The sequence below is a fragment of the Hyphomonas sp. genome, from assembly GCF_046313735.1.
Taxonomy (GTDB): domain Bacteria; phylum Pseudomonadota; class Alphaproteobacteria; order Caulobacterales; family Hyphomonadaceae; genus Hyphomonas.
The window spans coordinates 1-16,289 of sequence record NZ_JBKBXW010000025.1 but is presented as its reverse complement, the minus strand read 5'-3'; the positions used below and the strand labels follow the sequence as shown (position 1 = coordinate 16,289).

Sequence of the window (16,289 nt, the reverse complement as noted above, 5' to 3'; positions counted from 1 at the left end):
GGAGAGGAGGGGCCCATCGCGAAGCGATGGGAGGTGAGGGCCTTCAACCAGTGAGGCTCATTCCGCCGCCTGCAGCGCCGGCTTCGCAGCCGCCTTCGCAACCGGCACATGAAACTGCATCACACCGTCTTCGATCGGCAGCTCACGGAGGTTTTTCCGGTCGGTGAAATAGCTCTGGTGGAGTTTCCAGGGCGCTTCGGTGTGCTGGCGCGGGAACTGGTCCATGACGCGCTGGAAATAACCGGAAGAGAAGTCCACGAAGGGCTCGGTCTCGTTCGGGAACGCGGCGAGGTAAGGCAGCGCGGAGGTCGCGCCCTTCTGGTCCATCAGGTTGATCAGACGGCAGACATATTCCGATGTCAGGTCCGCCTTCAATGTCCAGGAGGCATTGGTATAGCCGAAGGTGACGGCGAGGTTGGGCACATTCGACAGCATCACGCCCTTGTAATTCAGCAGGCGCCCCGGATCGACCTTCGCCCCGTCGATCGAGACATCGACCCCGTTCATGAAAACGAGGTTCAGGCCCGTGGCAGTCACAATGATGTCGGCGGCCAGTTCCTTGCCGGATTTCAGGAGGATTCCGCCCTCGGTGAAGCGCTCGATATGGTCGGTCTCGACGCTTGCCTTGCCGGATTTCAGCGCCTTGAAAAGATCCGAGTCCGGAACAAGGCAGAGGCGCTGCTCCCAGGGATTGTAGCTGGGTGTGAAATGCTTCTCCACATCATAGTCCGGCCCCAGCTCCTCGCGCACCATGCCGAGCAGGCGCTCGCGGGCCTTCTGCGGGTTCTTGCGGGTCTGGCGGAAGAAGAATTGCTGGAAGGCGACGTTCCGCCAGCGGATCAATGTGTACGCCCAGGTGCCCGGCAGCACCTTGCGCAGGAAATTCGCAAATCCGTCCACTGCAGGACGCGAGACGACATAGGTGGGCGAGCGCTGCAGCATGGTCACATGGCTCGCCTTGTCCGTCATCGCGGGCACCAGCGTCATGGCGGTCGCGCCCGAGCCGATGACGACGACGCGCTTGCCGGAATAATCGAGATCCTCCGGCCAGTGCTGGGGATGGATGATCTGCCCCCGGAAGGCTTCCTCATTCTCGAACTGCGGTCGGTAGCCTTCGTCATAGCGGTAATAGCCGCCGCACATGAACAGGAAGCGGCAGGTCGTCGTCTCCTGCGCGCCGGTCTTCACATTCTCGCTTGTCACGCGCCAGACCTGGTCTGCACCGGACCAGTCTGCGGCGACGATCTTTGTGTCGAAGCGGATATTCGGGCGGATGCCATATTCGTCCGCCGTCTGATTGACGTAGTTGCGGATGGACGGGCCGTCGGCGATGGCCTTGGCCTCCGTCCAGGGTTTGAAGTTGAAGCCCAGCGTATGCATGTCCGAATCCGAGCGGATGCCGGGATAGCGGAACAGGTCCCAGGTGCCGCCGATGGCGTCCCGCGCCTCGAAGATGCGATAGCGCTTGCCGGGGCAGCGCTTGGTCAGGTGCACGGCGGCGCCGATGCCGGACAGGCCGGCGCCGATGATCAGGATGTCTGTGTCTGGCTGGGTCATGCCGGCAGACTAGCCGATTTTCCCGGAATTGAAATAGATGACGCGGGCGTCACTCTTTTTTCTTGCGCATCACCAGCCCGAGAATCGGGATGAGGGCGAGCGTCAGGGTCGCGGTGAGGATCACGGGCGTTGCGGTTTCGCTCTGGCCTTGCGTGAACATATAGCCCGCATAGGCATAGCTGACGGCCGAGACGATCCCGAGCACGAAGGCGATGCTGTAGAAGGCTGGCGGCATGTCGGGACCCTCCCTGAGTGCTGGGTTATGCCAGGTTAGCGCGGCAGGCGCGCCCCAGCCAGCCTGAACCGGCGCGGCCGGCTCATTTGTCTGCAGCTGCCCGCGCAAAGGATGCCGCATGGCGCAGCTGGTGTTCCAGCGCGGGCAGGATGTCTTCATTGCCGGCCATGATGTCGCCGGTCTTCATCACATCGCCGCCATTGATCTCGGCAACATGCCCGCCCGCCTCGCGCACCAGCACCACCCCGGCGGCGATATCCCAGGACTTCAGGCCCCGCTCCCAGAAGCCGTCAAAGCGCCCGGCAGCCACCCAGGCAAGATCCAGCGCGGCGGAGCCATAGCGGCGGATGCCGGCCGTGGCGGGCGTCATCGCGGCCATCTCGCGGGCGAAGGTGATGTGGGCCTCTTCGCTCTTGCCCATCCAGGGCGTGCCGGTGGCGATCACCGCTTCGCCCAGCTTCTTGCGGGCGGCGACGCGCAGCTTTCGCTGCTCCAGCCAGGCGCCGCGCCCCGTCTCGGCCCAGAAAATCTCGTTCTTGGCGACATCGAACACGACACCCGCCAGCATCTTCCCGTCGCGCTCCAGCCCGATGGAGACAGCATAATGGGGCTGACCGTGCAGGAAGTTCAGCGTCCCGTCCAGCGGATCGACAATGAACCGGTTCGACTTGTCCGTGCCCTCGACGATGCCGCGCTCTTCCATGACGAAGCCATAGCCGGGCCGGGCCTTGGTCAGATGGGTGTAGATGATCTCCTCGGCGCGGTGGTCGGCGTTCGATACGAAATCCGCCGGGCCCTTGCGCGAGACCTGCAGGTTCTCGACCTCGCCGAAATCACGCGCAAGGCTGCGCCCGGCGGCGCGCGCGGCGGCGATCATCACGGTGCCGACAGGGGAGGGTTTCGACATGGGGCAGCTACTCTTGCAGGCTTGTCCGGCAGGGATTTTGGGCCGGTGCCGGGGCGTAAGCCCTTGCCCGCGCAGGGTCAAGGCGCCGGAGTGTTAATCGCGGGAAAGGTCTCTCCCGAAGGTTGCCGCCGGTTGTGGAACGCCCTTATGCTGCACTCGCCGGAGCCAAAGGCCCGGCCAAAGCGCAAAGGAGGCTGGCGCATGCACACATACTTCATCGGGTTCGACAAGCTGATCGGCAGGCAGCTGATCACGATCATCTATTATCTTGGTCTCATCGGGATTGCCTTCGGCTTTCTGGCCGGCGTGCTGGGCGGTCTTGGCATGATGGTCGGCGTGAGCTTCCTGGGCGGCATCGGCATGGTTATCGGGGTGACGATCGGCTCAGTAGTCGGGGTGTTGTTCTGGCGCTTCATCTGCGAGCTTTACCTGCTCTTCTTCCGCATGGCGGAGGATGTGCGCGAAATCAGAGACGCGAAAACCGGAGCCTCGCCCGCCTCGCCCACCGCGCTCTAGGGCTCAGGCCGGGTCGGCGAGCCGGTCGAACACAGCGTTGAAGGCCCTGACCGCCGCGGCGGGGCCTTCCTCATACTGCCAGACACCGGCAGATACAGCGAGGAAATCCGCGCCGGCCGTTACCAGCGGCGCGGCGTTCGCCGCCGTGATGCCGCCAATGGCAACACATGGGATCAGCATGGCCGACTGCCAGACGGTCAACAGCTCAGTCTCCGCCGCCACGGTCCCGTCCTTGGTGGACGTGGGATAGAACGCGCCGAAGGCGACATAATCGGCGCCGTCTTCCCCGGCCTGCATGGCGCGGTGATAGGAATTCTTCGCGGTCGCCCCGACGATCCCATCCGGCCCGAGCAGCTTGCGCGCGGCCTTCACCGGCGCATCGTCCCAGCCGACATGCACGCCGTCCGCGCCGAGTTCCATGGCCAGTTCCGCCGAGTCGTTGATCAGCACGGCGACGCCCGCTTCCTGGGCGAGGCCGGTGACGGCGCGGCTGACGGCGCGGGTGGCATCCGGATCGATCATCCCGTCCGGGCGTTTGAGGCGCAGCTGCAGCGAGGCGACATCGCCAGCGCCAAGGGCGGCTTCAAGCGCCTTCGCAAAGGCCGGGATGTCGCCAATCTGCGGCGGCGTGATCAGGTAAAGCCGCGTGCGCGGCCGGGGCAGGGCTTTTTCGGTCATGGCGGCTGGCTTTGCTGCGGGCAGGCGTCCCAGTCAACCGGGCCTGAGGGGGAGGACTGGAAATCCCTCATAAAGTTCTATATTGGAACTATATGCTCCGGAGTGCGTCCATGTCCCGCAAATTGCCCGCCCGCCTCTTCCAGCCTGCCTTTGGCATCGTCATGGCGATCACCATGAGCTTCCTGATGTCCGGGGTCATCACGACGCTGAATGTCGGCCTGCCACCGGATTTCCTCGCCCGCTGGATGCGCGCCTGGGGGCTGGCCTTCATGGTGGCCCTGCCGGTGATCCTGACAGTGGCGCCGCTGGCCCGCCGGCTGACGCTGCAATTCGTCGAGTCACCCTTCTCCGAACCGGTGCAGGGATAGGGGCGCAAAACGAAAAAGGCGGCCCAGGCTGGCCGCCTTTTCCAGATCATAGTTCTCGGGTGCGGCGCCTCAGCCGGCCTTCGAGGCGGCGTAGATCGCGTCGATGGTGGAGGCGAGGGCAGCGTCAAACTCGGCGTCGGATTGCTTGGCCGACAGGCCTTCGGTCAGCGCGCGGGAGAAGCTGGCGATGATGCCGGTATTCTCGGCGAGCTTCTGGCAGGCGACGTCGCGGCTGTAACCGCCCGACAGCGCCACGACGCGCATCACGCGCGCATGGTCGATCAGCGGGCGATAGAAGTTTGCGACGCTCGGCAGCGAGAGTTTCAGCATCACGTCTTCGCCGGCGGGCAGCGCGTCCAGCTGGCGGGCGATCTCGTCGCGCAGGATGTCTTCGGCTTCGGCCTTGTCGGCAATCGTGATCGTCACTTCCGGCTCGATGATCGGAACCAGGCCATGGCCGAGGATCTGGCGGCCGACTTCAAACTGCTGGGCGACGACGGCGGCAATGCCGGCGCGGTTGGCGGCGGAGACGACCGAGCGCATCTTGGTGCCGAAGATATTCTTGGTGACAGCGCGGGCGAGCAGCTTGTCGAGGTCCGGCATCGCCTTCATCAGCTGCACGCCGTTTTCCTCATCGGCGAGGCCCTTGTCGACTTTCAGGAACGGTACGACCTGGCGCTTCGCCCACAGATAGTCCGCAGTCGGAATGCCGTCGATATCGCCGTCCATGGTGCGCTCGAACAGGATGGCGCCCATCACCTTCTCGCCGGTGAAGGCGGGCGACTTGATGATGCGGGCGCGCATTTCATGGATCAGGCGGAACATGTCCTCATCCGACGACCAGGCATTGTCCTCAACGCCATACTGGCGCAGCGCTTTCGGGGTCGAGCCGCCCGACTGGTCGAGCGCGGCGATGAAGCCCGCCTTCTGCGTGATCTGCTTCGCCATTTCCTGATTGCCGGCCTTAACTGCCATATCCATGTCCGCCATGTCTGATCACCTTGCTGTTGTTCCCGGCCTGTTGTCCCCGGGCCGGAGTGCCTCGTCACGCGCCCGGTGCGTCTCGCGCCTCCGGAGCTTTTCCCATGGCCTATATTCAAGCCGCGTGCCGGAAAAGCCTGACAAGGTTGCCATGCGTCAAAGCGGTCTGCACTTTCTTCAAGGCGTAGCTTTCCTGCCGCAACTGCGGGCAGGCGACGGGCATAAAAGCAGTTTGTTTGCGCTCACAACGGGCAGATTTGCCGCGAGGTGCTCAGCCTTTGAGGGCCTCGACGCCGGGCAGGGGCTTGCCTTCCATCCATTCCAGGAATGCTCCGCCTGCGGTCGATACAAAGGTGAAGCCCGGCGCTGCCCCGGCATGGTTCAATGCGGCGACCGTATCGCCTCCGCCGGCGACGGCGATCAGCTGGCCAGCTGATGCGAGCTTTGCGGCCGCGCGGGCGGCGGCAACGGTGGCAGTGTCGAAGGGGGTGAGCTCGAACGCGCCGAGCGGGCCGTTCCAGACGAGCGTCTTCGCGCTCTCCATCGAGGCGGCAAGCGCCGTGACGGTTTTCGGGCCGGCATCGAGGATCATTTCATCCTCCTGCACCTCGCCAAGGCCGCAGATGCGGTGCTCGGCATTCGCCTTGAACTCCTTTGCCACGACGACGTCTTCCGGCAGCAGGATCGTGCAGCCGGAGGCCGCCGCATTGGCTTCGATCTCTTTGACCGTCTCGACGAGGTCGCGCTCGCACAGCGATTTGCCTACGGAATATCCGCGCGCGAACAGGAAGGTGTTCGCCATGCCGCCGCCGATGGCGAGGCGGTCGACCTTCGAGACGAGGTTCTTCAGCAGGTCGATCTTGGAGGAGACTTTGGCGCCGCCGACAATCGCGATCACCGGCCGCTCCGGCGTGCCGAGCGCCTTGTCGAGGGCGTCGAGTTCAGCCTCCATCGTCACTCCGGCATAGGCGGGCAGGAGCTCGGCCAGCACAGCCGTCGTCACATGGCGACGATGGGCGGCAGAGAAGGCATCGTTGACATATAGGTCGCCGAGCGCGGCGATTTCTTTCGCGAGTTCCAGGTCGCCCTTCTCTTCGCCTTTATGGAAGCGCGTGTTCTCGAGCAGGATGACGCCGGCAGGCGGCAGCTCGGCAATTGCCTGTTTCACATGCTCGCCCTTGCAGTCGGCAATGAAGCTGACATTCGCGCCAAGCACTTTGGCGAAGGCGCCAGCAACGGGCGCGAGGCTCATCTCCGCAACGCGCTCACCCTTCGGGCGGCCGAAATGGGCGAGCAGGGCGACCTTGGCACCGGCCGTGCGCAGGGACTGGACCGTGTCGATAGCGGCGCGCAGGCGGGTGTCGTCCGTCACCAGGCCGTTTTCCATCGGCACGTTGAAGTCGACGCGCACGAGGGCGGTCTTGCCGGTGAGATTGCCTGCGTCAGCGATGCGTTTGAAAGCAGTCATGCGTATTCCCCGGCCTGGCGGCCTCATCCTGAGCGAAGTCGAAGGACGAGGCCGGGCGGGACATCCGTCTGCGGCCCGCACTCACCCTTCGACTTCGCTCAGGATGAGCGCTGATTGTGCGGCAGTGATCAAATCAGCTTCGCCAGCGCGACGGCGGTGTCGCTCATGCGGGTGGAGAAGCCCCACTCATTGTCATACCAGGTCATGATCGACACGAAATTGCCGTCCATCACCTTGGTCTGGTCGAGATGGAAGATAGAGGAGCGCGGGTCGTGGATGAAGTCGGAGGAGACGTTCGGCACGTCGGTATAGCCGAGCACGTCCTTCATCGGGCCATCGGCGGCGGCGATGATGGCGGCGTTCACTTCTTCGACAGTCGTCGCTTTCTTCGCCAGGAATTTCAGGTCCACGACCGAGACGTTCGGCGTCGGCACGCGCACCGAGATGCCGTCGAGCCTGCCTTTCAGCTCCGGCAGGACAAGGCCAACGGCCTTGGCCGCGCCGGTCGAGGTGGGGATCATCGACAGCGAGGCAGCGCGGGCCCGGTAGAGGTCCTTGTGCATCTGGTCGAGCGAGGGCTGGTCATTGGTGTAGGAATGGATCGTCGTCATCATGCCCTTGTCGATGCCGATGGCCTTGTGCAGGACGGCGGCGACCGGGGCGAGGCAGTTGGTGGTGCACGAGGCGTTGGAGACGACCGTGTGCTCTTTCTTGAGCTTGTCATGGTTGACGCCGTAGACGACCGTCAGGTCGGCGCCGTCTGCCGGGGCAGAGACGAGCACGCGCTTGGCGCCGGCGGCGAGGTGGGCGGAGGCCTTGTCCTTCGAGGTGAAGATGCCGGTGCACTCCATCGCGATATCGACGTCGAGTTCGCGGTGCGGCAGGTCCTTCGGGTCGCGGATGGCGGTGCAGAGGATTGGCTTGCCATTGATGATGATCTTGTCGCCATCGACTTTCACTTCCGCCGGGAAGCGGCCATGCACGGAGTCAAAGCGCAGGAGGTGCGCGTTTGTTTCCACCGGACCGAGATCATTGATCGCGACGACTTCGATGTCGGTGCGGCCATGTTCGATGATCGAGCGCAGAACCAGGCGGCCAATCCGGCCAAATCCATTGATTGCAACACGAACGGCCATCTTGTCTTCTCCTCTCAGGGTGCTGCCCCGCAGCTTTGCGCCCCTTTAACGGGACAGGTGAATTCCGTCCACCCGCATCGCGTGCGGCGGCGCGACGCGCGGGAAGGCGTTAAACTGCCTTGCTGTATGCAAGCCCCGTGCTAGGCCGCAGGTCAGAGCAAGGGGAAGTAGATGTCCGGCATAGAGGCGCCCGAAGCAGGCAGCGGCGCGGCGGCCCCTGGCCGGCCCGCGATGGTCTGGTTTCTGTTCGCCTGCCTGACTGTGCTCTGGGGCGGGGCCTATGCGCTGACACGCGTCGCGGTCGGCACCGGCACGGAAGTAGGCCTGCCGCCGGAATGGGTGCTGCCGGCCCGGCTGACGCTGGGGGCCGGCGTATTGTGGATCCTGATGGGGGTGACCGGCCAGCGCCTGCCGCCGCTCAGCGACCGGCGCTGCTGGGGTTTCATCTTCGCAATGGGGATTGCCGGCTCGCTCATCCCCTTCTTCCTGATCACCACGGCGCAGGAAACGGTGAATTCGAGCCTCGCCGCGCTCTATACCGCCGCCGCGCCGGTCTTTGTCGTGCTGGGCGCGACGGTGCTGTTCGCCGAGGAGCGGATGACGCGGAATACCGGCATCGGCGTCGCGCTCGGCTTTGCGGGGATTGTTGTGCTGTTCGGGCCGGATGTGCTGGCCGATTTCGGCTCGGCCAGTGTGATCGCGCAGATCCTGCTTCTGTTTGCAACGCTCGCCTATTCGACCAGCACGCTGATTGCGCGGGGCGCCCCGCCCATCCCGCCGATCGCGTTTGCAGCCGGCTATGCGACGGTCGGGGCGGTGCTGTCCTGGCCGCTGGCATTCAGTGTTGATCCGGGAAGCGTCGAGGCAGGCTGGACGCACTGGGCCGCCATCGCCGCCCTCGGGCTCGGCCCCTCGGGCATCGCGCAGGCGATCTTCATGGCCATCGTCGCGCGCGCCGGCGCCACTTTCCTGTCGCTGACGGGGTATTCCGTGCCGGTCGCGGGCGCGGTGTTCGGCTGGGTGTTCTTCGCCGAGACACAGAGCTGGAATGCGGTGGCCGCGTTTGCGCTGATCCTGGGCGGGGTGTGGATGGCGCGCCAAGGGGGGCAGGGGCGCAGGCAGGGCTGAGCAACACCAATCGCCGGACAGGCGGGCGCCTTCCGGTTTTGCGGGGGTGGTCTTCCTGAAAATCCTGCGGATGGGACAGGCCCAAAGTTCCGGGGACGGCAGCAAGGGTATTGGGATTGAGTGTCCCCGGCGTCCCGGAACCCAAGTCTCATCCGCAGTAGGTTAGGAGCCGCCCTTGCGGGAGACCCGCCGCGGGGACTGGAGGGGCGCCCGCGGCAGGGGTGAGATTAACCCCGCCGGAGACCCGGTCGGATAAGTTTTGCCGAAGAGTCTTTCAGCGCCCTGATTGCAGAGGGTTCAGGCGCGGTTCCGGCCACCGGGAAGTATGGAGAGAGGCGGGGCTTGCCCTGCAGATTTTCCTCAGGCCTTCTGGGTCTCGATAGCGCCGTGGCAATGCTTGTACTTCTTGCCCGACCCGCAGGGGCAGGCGGAATTGCGCGGCGTGTTCGACCAATCTTCCTCGGCCTGCGGAATGCGCTGGGGCGCCTCGTCCGGGTTCATCTCGTTGATGCCGGTATCGGGGTCGAGCTTGGTCTCTTTGGTCTGCTGGGGCGGCTGCAGAGGGCGCTGGGCCGGGGCAGCAGCTTGCGGCGGCGGCGCAGTGCGCATCCCCGGCGGCGGGGCCTGCTGGATGCGGATATGCATCAGCGAGCGGGTCACGGTGCCGCGCAGTTCGGTCAGCAGGCTGTCGAACAGGTTGAAGGCTTCGCGCTTGAACTCGTTCAGCGGGTCGCGCTGGCCATAGGAGCGCAGGTGGATGACCGAGCGCAGCTGGTCGATCTGCTGCAGGTGTTCGCGCCAGCGCATGTCCAGCACCTGAAGCAGGAACTGCTTCTCGATCCGGCGCATCTGCGGCTCGCCGATCTGGCGGGTCATCTCGGCATATTGCGTGTCCACCGCCTCGCGGATGCGCGCGGCGATCTCTTCATTGGCGACGCCTTCCTCGGCGGCCCAGTCGCGGACCGGAAGCTCGAGGGCAAGGTCCATCTTCAGCGCCTCATCGAGGCCGTCGAGGTCCCACTGCTCCGCATAGGCCTTCTCTGGCATCGTGCGGGCAACGAGGTCTTCGATCACATGGTCGCGCATTTCGGCGATGACTTCGGACACATCATCGGAGCGCAGGAAGTCCATGCGCTGCTCGAACATCGCCTTGCGCTGGTCGTTGATCACGTCGTCATATTTGAGGACGTTCTTGCGGATCTCGTAATTGCGTTCCTCGATCTTGCGCTGCGAGGTCTCCATCGCCTTGTTCATCCAGGGATGGGTGATGCCCTCATCTTCCTTGATGCCGAGGCGGCGCATCACGGCGTCCATCCGGTCGGCGGCGAATATGCGCATCAGGTCGTCTTCGATGGAGATGTAGAATTTCGACCGGCCGGGGTCGCCCTGACGGCCTGTCCGGCCGCGCAGCTGGTTGTCAATCCGGCGGCTTTCATGGCGCTCGGTACCGAGGACGTAGAGCCCGCCGGCGTCGAGTGCGCGCTTCTTCTTCACCTCGATGTCGGCGCGGATCTGCGCGCCCAGCATCGAGATTTCGCCGTCCGACAGCTGCCGGCCAAGGGCTTTCTCCTTGGCGAGCTTTTCCTGTTCAAGGCGCATTTCGTAATTGCCGCCGAGCTGGATGTCGGTACCCCGGCCAGCCATGTTGGTGGCCACGGTGACGGCGCCCGGAACGCCGGCTTCAGCGACGATGAAGGCTTCCTGCTCGTGATGGCGCGCGTTCAGCACCTTGTGCGGAATGCGCTGCGCGGTCAGCAGGTTCGACAGGAGTTCGGATTTCTCGATGGACGCGGTGCCCAGCAGGATCGGCTGGCCCTTGGCATTGGCCTCGCGCACTTCCTTGATGATCTCGGCATATTTCGCCTTGGCCGTGCGGTAGACGACGTCATCGTCATCAATCCGGCGCACCGGCTTGTTGGTCGGCAGGTCGATGACCGAGAGCTTGTAGATGTCGGCAAATTCCGAGGCTTCGGTCATCGCGGTGCCGGTCATGCCGGCGAGCTTGCCATAGAGGCGGAAGTAGTTCTGGAAGGTGATCGAGGCGAGGGTGACGTTCTCGGGCTTGATGTCGACCCGTTCCTTGGCCTCGATGGCCTGGTGCAAGCCTTCCGACAGGCGGCGGCCTTCCATCATCCGACCGGTGAACTCGTCAATGAGCATCACCTGGCCGTCCTTGACGATATAATCCTTGTCGCGGCTGTAGAGCTTGTGGGCGCGCAGGGCCTGGTTTGCGTGGTGGACGAGCGAGATGTTGCCGGGGTCCCAGAGCGAGCCCTCGATCATGTTCATCTCGGCCAGCCAGCCTTCCAGCTTCTCCGTGCCGATTTCGGTAAAGACGACCGAACGCTGCTTTTCATCCAGCTCGAAATCCTCAGCCTCGAGGCGCGGGATCAGGCTGTCGATGGAGATGTAGAGTTCGGACCGGTCATCGGTCGGGCCGGAGATGATCAGCGGCGTGCGCGCTTCGTCGATCAGGATCGAGTCCACCTCATCGACGATGGCGAAATGGTGTCCGCGCTGGGCCATCTGGTCCAGCGAGTATTTCATGTTGTCGCGCAGGTAATCGAAGCCGAACTCATTGTTCGTGCCATAGGTGATGTCGGCGGCATAGGCGGCCTTGCGCTCTTCATCGGTCAGGCCGTGCACGATCACGCCGGTCGACATGCCGAGGGCGCCATAGATGCGGCCCATCCATTCGGCGTCGCGGCGGGCGAGGTAGTCGTTGACCGTGATGACGTGGACGCCCTTGCCTTCGAGGGCGTTCAGATAGGCGGCCAGCGTCGCCACGAGGGTCTTGCCCTCGCCGGTGCGCATCTCTGCGATGGCGCCGGAATGCAGCACCATGCCGCCCATCAGCTGCACATCGAAATGGCGCATGTTGTTGGCGCGCTTGGCGGCCTCGCGGACGACCGCAAAGGCTTCTTCCAGAAGGCTGTCGAGGGTCGCGCCATCGGCAAGGCGCTTGCGGAATTCCTGGGTCTTGCCCTTAAGCGACTGGTCGGACAGGGCCTCCATGATCGGCTCGAAAGCGTTGATCCGGTTGACCCGGGCCTGCATCGGCTTCAGGCGCCGCTCATTGACGGTCCCGAACATCTTGCGAGCAATGGAAAGCATATCAGACAACACCAACGAGTTTCTGGTGAAAAAAATTCAAATCCCGCAATACAAGCTACAGGATTTTTCCGGTTTCTCCCACCGCGCATTTACCGGCTGAAACCACTCGACCAGCGCGCCCGGCAGACTTAAGAACCCCGCCGGAGGGTGTCAATGAGGCGCCCTCAGCCGCCCGGGAGGCCACAGCCATGACGCGCAGCCCCGTATTTTTAGCCGCTTGCGGCGCTTTGGCCCTGCTGATGCTGGCGGGCTGCTCCGCCGAAATGATGGCGCCGGACGCCCCGGCCCCTGTGCGCCGCGAGGTCGCAGCCCGGGTCAATGGAGAGGCGATCTACACCAGCGATGTGGAGGTTGAGGCGGTGGCGCGGGGCCTTGTCGCGTCCGGCGCAGCGCTGACACCGGAGCATCCGGCCTACCGCGAAGTGCTCGACCAGATGATCGACCAGAAGCTGATGGCGCAGGAAGCGCTCCGCCGGGGGCTCGACCGCGATCCCGCCGGCCAGCGGCGCCTCGAAATGGCGCGCGAGCGCATTCTCGGAAACCTTCTGGTGGAGAACCTCGTCGCCGAACAGGTCACGGATGAAGCCATCGACCGGATGTATTCCGAACAGGTGCGCCTGCAGCAGCTGAACGACCAGGTGTCGATCGCGCATATCCTGACCGAGACCGAGGAAGAGGCCGAAGCGGTCTGGCTGCGTATCCAGGCGGGCGAGAGCTTCGAGAGCCTCGTCTTCAATCATTCAAAAGATACGGCGACGCGGATGGAGAATGGCGATCTTGGCTATGTCTCCCCCAACGACCAGCCGGAGCCGTTCCCGCTCGTGATTGCCAATACGGCGGTGGGTGATGTGTCCCCGCCCTTCGAGAGCGTGGCTGGCTGGCACATCCTGAAGGTCAAGGACCGGCGCACGCGTCCGCCGAAGACGCGCGAGGAAATGCGCCCCGAGATCGCGACCCTGCTGACGCTGGGCGAGGTGAGCCGCATCCTGCGCCGCCTGCGCGCCGAAGCCGAGATCCGCAGCGGGGGCGGCGAGGCCTATGAACAGGAGTTCGGGACCGAGACCGAGACCGAGACGGACCCCCTTGCAGGAGACGAATTGTGAACCTTGCCCCATCGCCCTTTGCGCCTTCCGTATTCCCGGTGCTGCCGGCTGTTCGCGGCATGACGGCCGCCGCCGGAAGCCGCGGCTTCTATGCGCGGCGCGGCATCACGCGCGATGATGTGTTCCTGGCGGTGTTCGATGAGGGCACTGCCTGTGGCGGCGTGTTCACCCGTTCGCTCACGGCCTCTGCCGATGTGCGCTGGTGCCGCGAGGCGCTGGAGGCGGGCGGCGGTTATGCGCGGGCCCTTGTCGCAAACTCCGGCAATTCAAATGCCTTTACCGGTCCGAAAGGCGTGCTGAAGAATGAGGCGACGCTGAAAGCGCTGACGGCTGAATTGGGTGTGGCGCGGGAGCAGTGCTTCCTCGCCGCCACCGGGGTGATCGGCGAGCCGCTGGCCGATCCGAATTTCGTCGGCGCCTATGTGCCCGACCTTGCCGCGAAACTTGGCGCGCCGGACTGGGAAGCTCTCGCGCGTGCCTTCATGACGACCGACACCTATCCCAAGGGCGCCGGCAAGACGGCGGAGATCGGCGGAACCGAAGTGCGCTTCGCCGGCATCGCCAAGGGCTCCGGCATGATCGCGCCGAACATGGCGACGATGCTCTCCTATGTGTTCACCGATGCCGCGATTGCGCCGGCCCTGTTGCAGGAGGCGCTGAAACGGGCCGCCGATGACACGTTCAACTGCATCACGGTAGACGGCGATACCTCGACCTCCGACACGCTGATGGTGTTTGCGACCGGGGCGAGCGGCATGGAGGCCATCACTTCGGAAGACGATCTGCGTTTCCGCGCCTTCGCTGCCGCCCTGAAAGAAGTTTGCCACGACCTCGCCATGCAGGTGGTGAAGGACGGGGAAGGGGCGAGCAAGATCGCCACCATCCATGTCGAGGATGCAGCCTCGCCCGCCTCGGCCAAGAAGATCGCCTGCGAGATCGCCAACTCCCCCCTCATCAAGACCGCCATGGCGGCAGGGGACGCCAACTGGGGCCGGATCGTCATGGCGGTCGGCAAGGCGTATGAGCCGATCGAGCTGGAAAGCCTCTCGATCTGGTTCGACGATGTGCAGGTCGCAAGCGGCGGCGCCCGCGCGCCGGATTATGATGAGGCAGCGGCGAGCGCGGTGTTCGCAAAGCCTGAGTTCACGATCAGGGTCTCGGTCGGGGTTGGCTCCGGCCGGGCGACGGTCTGGACCTGCGACCTGACGCATGGCTATGTCGATATCAACGGCGCGTATCGGACATGAGCGGCAAACTGCTGCTGGTCGTCGCGGCCGCGCTCTATGACGATCAGGGCCGCATCCTTCTGGCGCAGCGCCCACCGGGCAAGCAGCTGGCCGGGCTGTGGGAGTTTCCGGGCGGCAAGCTGGAGCCGGGTGAGACGCCTGAAGCAGCGCTGGCGCGCGAGCTTCTCGAGGAGCTGTCGATCACGGTTAACGAAGCGGAACTGAATCCGCTCACATTCGCGAGCCATGCTTACACCGGTTTTCACCTGCTTATGCCACTTTACGCCTGCCGAAGCTGGACTGGCCTCATCCAACCCCGAGAGGGACAGGCAGTCGCCTGGGTGGAGCCGGAAAATCTGAAGCAGTATCCGGCGCCGCCCGCAGACATTCCCCTGTTTGACTGGCTCGCCGCGCAAGGATGATGGGACGGAGGATGGCCAAGAAAAGCTCCCTGCTGAGCCGGTTCCTGCGCGATGAGCGTGGCGCGACGGCTGTCGAGTATGGCCTGATCGTTGCCCTGATGGTGGTGGCCCTGCTGGCCGCACTGACCAACGTGGCCGATGGGAATGCCGAGATGTACCGGCACATCGAGGACGCCGTCACCAGCGTCTGACCCCTCCGCAGTTTCAGCTTCCGGGCTTGCGAGACACCGAGCGCACGGCGCCCGCCAGGCTGGCCGTGGCGCTGCCCGGTTTCAGCGGCTGGGGTTGTCCCGGCGCCGGCGCCCAGCCGGACAGGTGCACAATCTCGAAACTCGCCCGCACCCGCCCGTCCGGATCGCTGAAGCGTTCGCGGTAGAGCTCCATTGCGCGAGACAGCACCCGCCGCGGCAATGGCCGGCCAGCTCCGTTGGCGAACGCCGCGCGCTCTCCCATGCCTTTGAGATCGGCCAGCAGGTCCTCGGGCCGGGCATACCGGACGGTGACGGGATCGCGGTCTGCCACCGGAAGGGCAAAGCCGGCGCGCTGCAGCAGCCCCGCCATATCCCGCAGGCCCGGCAGCGGCGAGAGCCTCGGGCTCAGCCCGCCGGTCAGCTCCGTTTCAGCTTCGGCCAGTACCTCCCGCAGCTCTGCCAGCGTTCCCGCCCCAAACAGCGCGGCGAGGAACAGCCCGTCCGGCTTCAGGACGCGCCGCACCTGAATGAGCGCGCCGGGCAGGTCGTTGACCCAGTGCAGCGTCAGCGGCGACAGGACGAGATCGAAACTCTCCGGCGCGAAGGGCAGGGCCTCCTCATCCGCAATGATGGCGATGAGGCCCTTTGAAGCGGCCCGCTCGGTGAAGGCGGAGGCGGTATCGGCAGCGGTCATCGCGGCGACCTTGCCGACGGCGATGAGGCCTGCCGACAAGGCGCCGCCGGCTGCGCCAAGTTCGAGGCCGTGTTCAAAGAGGCGCGGGGTATCGCTCAGGCGGCTTTCAAGGTCGCTCGACACACGGGCGCGCAGGAAGGCATAGTCTGCAAAGCGCGGGGCCATGCGCTCGCGCCGCCGGGCGATGCGGGCGCGGTCGAAGATCTGCGGCGGAGGAGGGGGGCTGACCATGCAGCGGGATATGAACGCCGCCGGGCCTGCGGCCAAGGGGCTTGTCCGCGTGGCGCGGGATTTCATCTGGCCGCCGCGCCCCCTGCTCGGCAGCCTGGAGGAGGAGGCCGCCTCTGCGCTGACGGCCGAAGCCTTCCTCAAGCTGCGCTTCCTGACCGGGGCGGTGTGCACACGCTGCGGCCTGCCGCAGGATTATGATGCGGGTGAGGATACGGTCTGCGCCGCCTGCACCGCCCGGCCCCCGCGCTGGGACCGGGCGCGCGCGGCGCTCGAATATGACGATGTTTCGCGCATCCCGGTGCTGGACCTGAAACATGCCGGCCGGCGGGACCAT

The 16,289-nt window shown here is 64.9% G+C and carries 16 protein-coding genes and 1 pseudogene; 8 read left to right on the top strand and 9 right to left on the bottom strand.

Translation table 11 applies throughout. The annotated features are described in order from the left end of the window. Positions 1–57 precede the first annotated feature (57 nt). The 3 genes from ACK4SV_RS12680 to ACK4SV_RS12670 form a co-directional block, all read right to left on the bottom strand. Complete coding sequence (locus ACK4SV_RS12680; RefSeq protein WP_409918203.1) at positions 58–1,557, bottom strand: flavin-containing monooxygenase; 1,500 nt, start codon at positions 1,555–1,557, stop codon at positions 58–60. Positions 1,558–1,606: 49 nt separating this feature from the next. Further along, entirely contained in the window at positions 1,607–1,792 is a 186-nt protein-coding gene (locus ACK4SV_RS12675; RefSeq protein ID WP_409918202.1) for a hypothetical protein, read from the bottom strand. Between the two features lie 82 nt (positions 1,793–1,874). Beyond that, positions 1,875–2,699, bottom strand: coding sequence for an inositol monophosphatase family protein (locus ACK4SV_RS12670; RefSeq protein WP_409918201.1), 825 nt, complete (start codon positions 2,697–2,699; stop codon positions 1,875–1,877). A 201-nt stretch (positions 2,700–2,900) separates the two neighbouring features. Between ACK4SV_RS12670 and ACK4SV_RS12665 the strand changes: the two genes are divergently transcribed. Continuing rightward, positions 2,901–3,215: a DUF4282 domain-containing protein gene (locus ACK4SV_RS12665; protein ID WP_409918200.1), complete on the top strand. Its 315-nt coding sequence runs from the start codon at positions 2,901–2,903 to the stop codon at positions 3,213–3,215. A gap of 3 nt (positions 3,216–3,218) precedes the next feature. Here the strand turns inward: ACK4SV_RS12665 and thiE are convergent, their stop codons facing one another. Then, positions 3,219–3,893 carry a thiamine phosphate synthase gene (gene thiE / locus ACK4SV_RS12660; RefSeq protein WP_409918199.1) on the bottom strand — a complete coding sequence of 225 codons (675 nt, stop codon included), beginning with the start codon at positions 3,891–3,893 and terminating at the stop codon, positions 3,219–3,221. A 110-nt stretch (positions 3,894–4,003) separates the two neighbouring features. Between thiE and ACK4SV_RS12655 the strand changes: the two genes are divergently transcribed. Then, positions 4,004–4,261 (top strand): DUF2798 domain-containing protein, encoded by a 258-nt coding sequence (locus ACK4SV_RS12655; protein WP_409918198.1) that lies wholly within the window; start codon positions 4,004–4,006, stop codon positions 4,259–4,261. Positions 4,262–4,330: 69 nt separating this feature from the next. Here ACK4SV_RS12655 and ACK4SV_RS12650 read toward each other — a convergent pair whose 3' ends face one another. From ACK4SV_RS12650 to gap, 3 genes are all read right to left on the bottom strand, one after another. Next, positions 4,331–5,251 carry a fructose bisphosphate aldolase gene (locus tag ACK4SV_RS12650; RefSeq protein ID WP_409918197.1) on the bottom strand — a complete coding sequence of 307 codons (921 nt, stop codon included), beginning with the start codon at positions 5,249–5,251 and terminating at the stop codon, positions 4,331–4,333. Between the two features lie 262 nt (positions 5,252–5,513). Next, complete coding sequence (locus ACK4SV_RS12645) at positions 5,514–6,710, bottom strand: phosphoglycerate kinase (RefSeq protein ID WP_409918196.1); 1,197 nt, start codon at positions 6,708–6,710, stop codon at positions 5,514–5,516. Between the two features lie 128 nt (positions 6,711–6,838). Beyond that, on the bottom strand, positions 6,839–7,846 hold the full coding sequence (gap, locus tag ACK4SV_RS12640) for a type I glyceraldehyde-3-phosphate dehydrogenase (RefSeq protein ID WP_409918195.1): 1,008 nt from the start codon (positions 7,844–7,846) through the stop codon (positions 6,839–6,841). 171 nt (positions 7,847–8,017) lie between these two features. On the opposite strand from gap, the gene ACK4SV_RS12635 reads away from it, so the two are divergent. Beyond that, positions 8,018–8,974: a DMT family transporter gene (locus ACK4SV_RS12635; RefSeq protein ID WP_409918194.1), complete on the top strand. Its 957-nt coding sequence runs from the start codon at positions 8,018–8,020 to the stop codon at positions 8,972–8,974. Positions 8,975–9,334: 360 nt separating this feature from the next. Here the strand turns inward: ACK4SV_RS12635 and secA are convergent, their stop codons facing one another. After that, complete coding sequence (gene secA, locus ACK4SV_RS12630; RefSeq protein ID WP_409918193.1) at positions 9,335–12,088, bottom strand: preprotein translocase subunit SecA; 2,754 nt, start codon at positions 12,086–12,088, stop codon at positions 9,335–9,337. A 188-nt stretch (positions 12,089–12,276) separates the two neighbouring features. Here secA and ACK4SV_RS12625 point away from each other — a divergent pair, with 188 nt between their 5' ends. From ACK4SV_RS12625 to ACK4SV_RS12610, 4 genes are read left to right on the top strand one after another with little or no spacing between them, the layout of a single operon-like run. Further along, positions 12,277–13,191: a peptidylprolyl isomerase gene (locus tag ACK4SV_RS12625; RefSeq protein ID WP_409918192.1), complete on the top strand. Its 915-nt coding sequence runs from the start codon at positions 12,277–12,279 to the stop codon at positions 13,189–13,191. After that, positions 13,188–14,438, top strand: coding sequence for a bifunctional glutamate N-acetyltransferase/amino-acid acetyltransferase ArgJ (gene argJ, locus ACK4SV_RS12620; RefSeq protein ID WP_409918191.1), 1,251 nt, complete (start codon positions 13,188–13,190; stop codon positions 14,436–14,438). Before ACK4SV_RS12625 ends, argJ begins: the two co-directional genes overlap by 4 nt. Beyond that, positions 14,435–14,839: a (deoxy)nucleoside triphosphate pyrophosphohydrolase gene (locus tag ACK4SV_RS12615; protein ID WP_409918190.1), complete on the top strand. Its 405-nt coding sequence runs from the start codon at positions 14,435–14,437 to the stop codon at positions 14,837–14,839. The genes argJ and ACK4SV_RS12615 overlap by 4 nt, the downstream gene beginning before the upstream one ends. Before the next feature lie 11 nt (positions 14,840–14,850). Beyond that, the gene (locus ACK4SV_RS12610; protein ID WP_409918189.1) at positions 14,851–15,030 is read left to right on the top strand and encodes a Flp family type IVb pilin; all 180 of its coding nucleotides are present in this window, start codon (positions 14,851–14,853) and stop codon (positions 15,028–15,030) included. Positions 15,031–15,043: 13 nt separating this feature from the next. Here ACK4SV_RS12610 and ACK4SV_RS12605 read toward each other — a convergent pair whose 3' ends face one another. Next, positions 15,044–15,955 carry a methyltransferase domain-containing protein gene (locus ACK4SV_RS12605; protein ID WP_409918188.1) on the bottom strand — a complete coding sequence of 304 codons (912 nt, stop codon included), beginning with the start codon at positions 15,953–15,955 and terminating at the stop codon, positions 15,044–15,046. On the opposite strand from ACK4SV_RS12605, the pseudogene ACK4SV_RS12600 reads away from it, so the two are divergent. Next, positions 15,954–16,289: pseudogene (locus ACK4SV_RS12600) on the top strand (ComF family protein); the annotation flags it as partial. The gene ACK4SV_RS12605 and the pseudogene ACK4SV_RS12600 sit on opposite strands and share 2 nt — an antisense overlap.

Excerpts from the sequence above, each read along its gene's own strand:
- ACK4SV_RS12680 (WP_409918203.1), bottom strand. The coding sequence starts at position 1,557 with ATGACCCAGCCAGACACAGACATCCTGATCATCGGCGCCGGCCTGTCC.
- ACK4SV_RS12675 (WP_409918202.1), bottom strand. The coding sequence starts at position 1,792 with ATGCCGCCAGCCTTCTACAGCATCGCCTTCGTGCTCGGGATCGTCTCG.
- ACK4SV_RS12670 (WP_409918201.1), bottom strand. The coding sequence starts at position 2,699 with ATGTCGAAACCCTCCCCTGTCGGCACCGTGATGATCGCCGCCGCGCGC.
- ACK4SV_RS12665 (WP_409918200.1), top strand. The coding sequence starts at position 2,901 with ATGCACACATACTTCATCGGGTTCGACAAGCTGATCGGCAGGCAGCTG.
- thiE (WP_409918199.1), bottom strand. The coding sequence starts at position 3,893 with ATGACCGAAAAAGCCCTGCCCCGGCCGCGCACGCGGCTTTACCTGATC.
- ACK4SV_RS12655 (WP_409918198.1), top strand. The coding sequence starts at position 4,004 with ATGTCCCGCAAATTGCCCGCCCGCCTCTTCCAGCCTGCCTTTGGCATC.
- ACK4SV_RS12650 (WP_409918197.1), bottom strand. The coding sequence starts at position 5,251 with ATGGCGGACATGGATATGGCAGTTAAGGCCGGCAATCAGGAAATGGCG.
- ACK4SV_RS12645 (WP_409918196.1), bottom strand. The coding sequence starts at position 6,710 with ATGACTGCTTTCAAACGCATCGCTGACGCAGGCAATCTCACCGGCAAG.
- gap (WP_409918195.1), bottom strand. The coding sequence starts at position 7,846 with ATGGCCGTTCGTGTTGCAATCAATGGATTTGGCCGGATTGGCCGCCTG.
- ACK4SV_RS12635 (WP_409918194.1), top strand. The coding sequence starts at position 8,018 with ATGTCCGGCATAGAGGCGCCCGAAGCAGGCAGCGGCGCGGCGGCCCCT.
- secA (WP_409918193.1), bottom strand. The coding sequence starts at position 12,088 with ATGCTTTCCATTGCTCGCAAGATGTTCGGGACCGTCAATGAGCGGCGC.
- ACK4SV_RS12625 (WP_409918192.1), top strand. The coding sequence starts at position 12,277 with ATGACGCGCAGCCCCGTATTTTTAGCCGCTTGCGGCGCTTTGGCCCTG.
- ACK4SV_RS12615 (WP_409918190.1), top strand. The coding sequence starts at position 14,435 with ATGAGCGGCAAACTGCTGCTGGTCGTCGCGGCCGCGCTCTATGACGAT.
- ACK4SV_RS12610 (WP_409918189.1), top strand. The coding sequence starts at position 14,851 with ATGGCCAAGAAAAGCTCCCTGCTGAGCCGGTTCCTGCGCGATGAGCGT.
- ACK4SV_RS12605 (WP_409918188.1), bottom strand. The coding sequence starts at position 15,955 with ATGGTCAGCCCCCCTCCTCCGCCGCAGATCTTCGACCGCGCCCGCATC.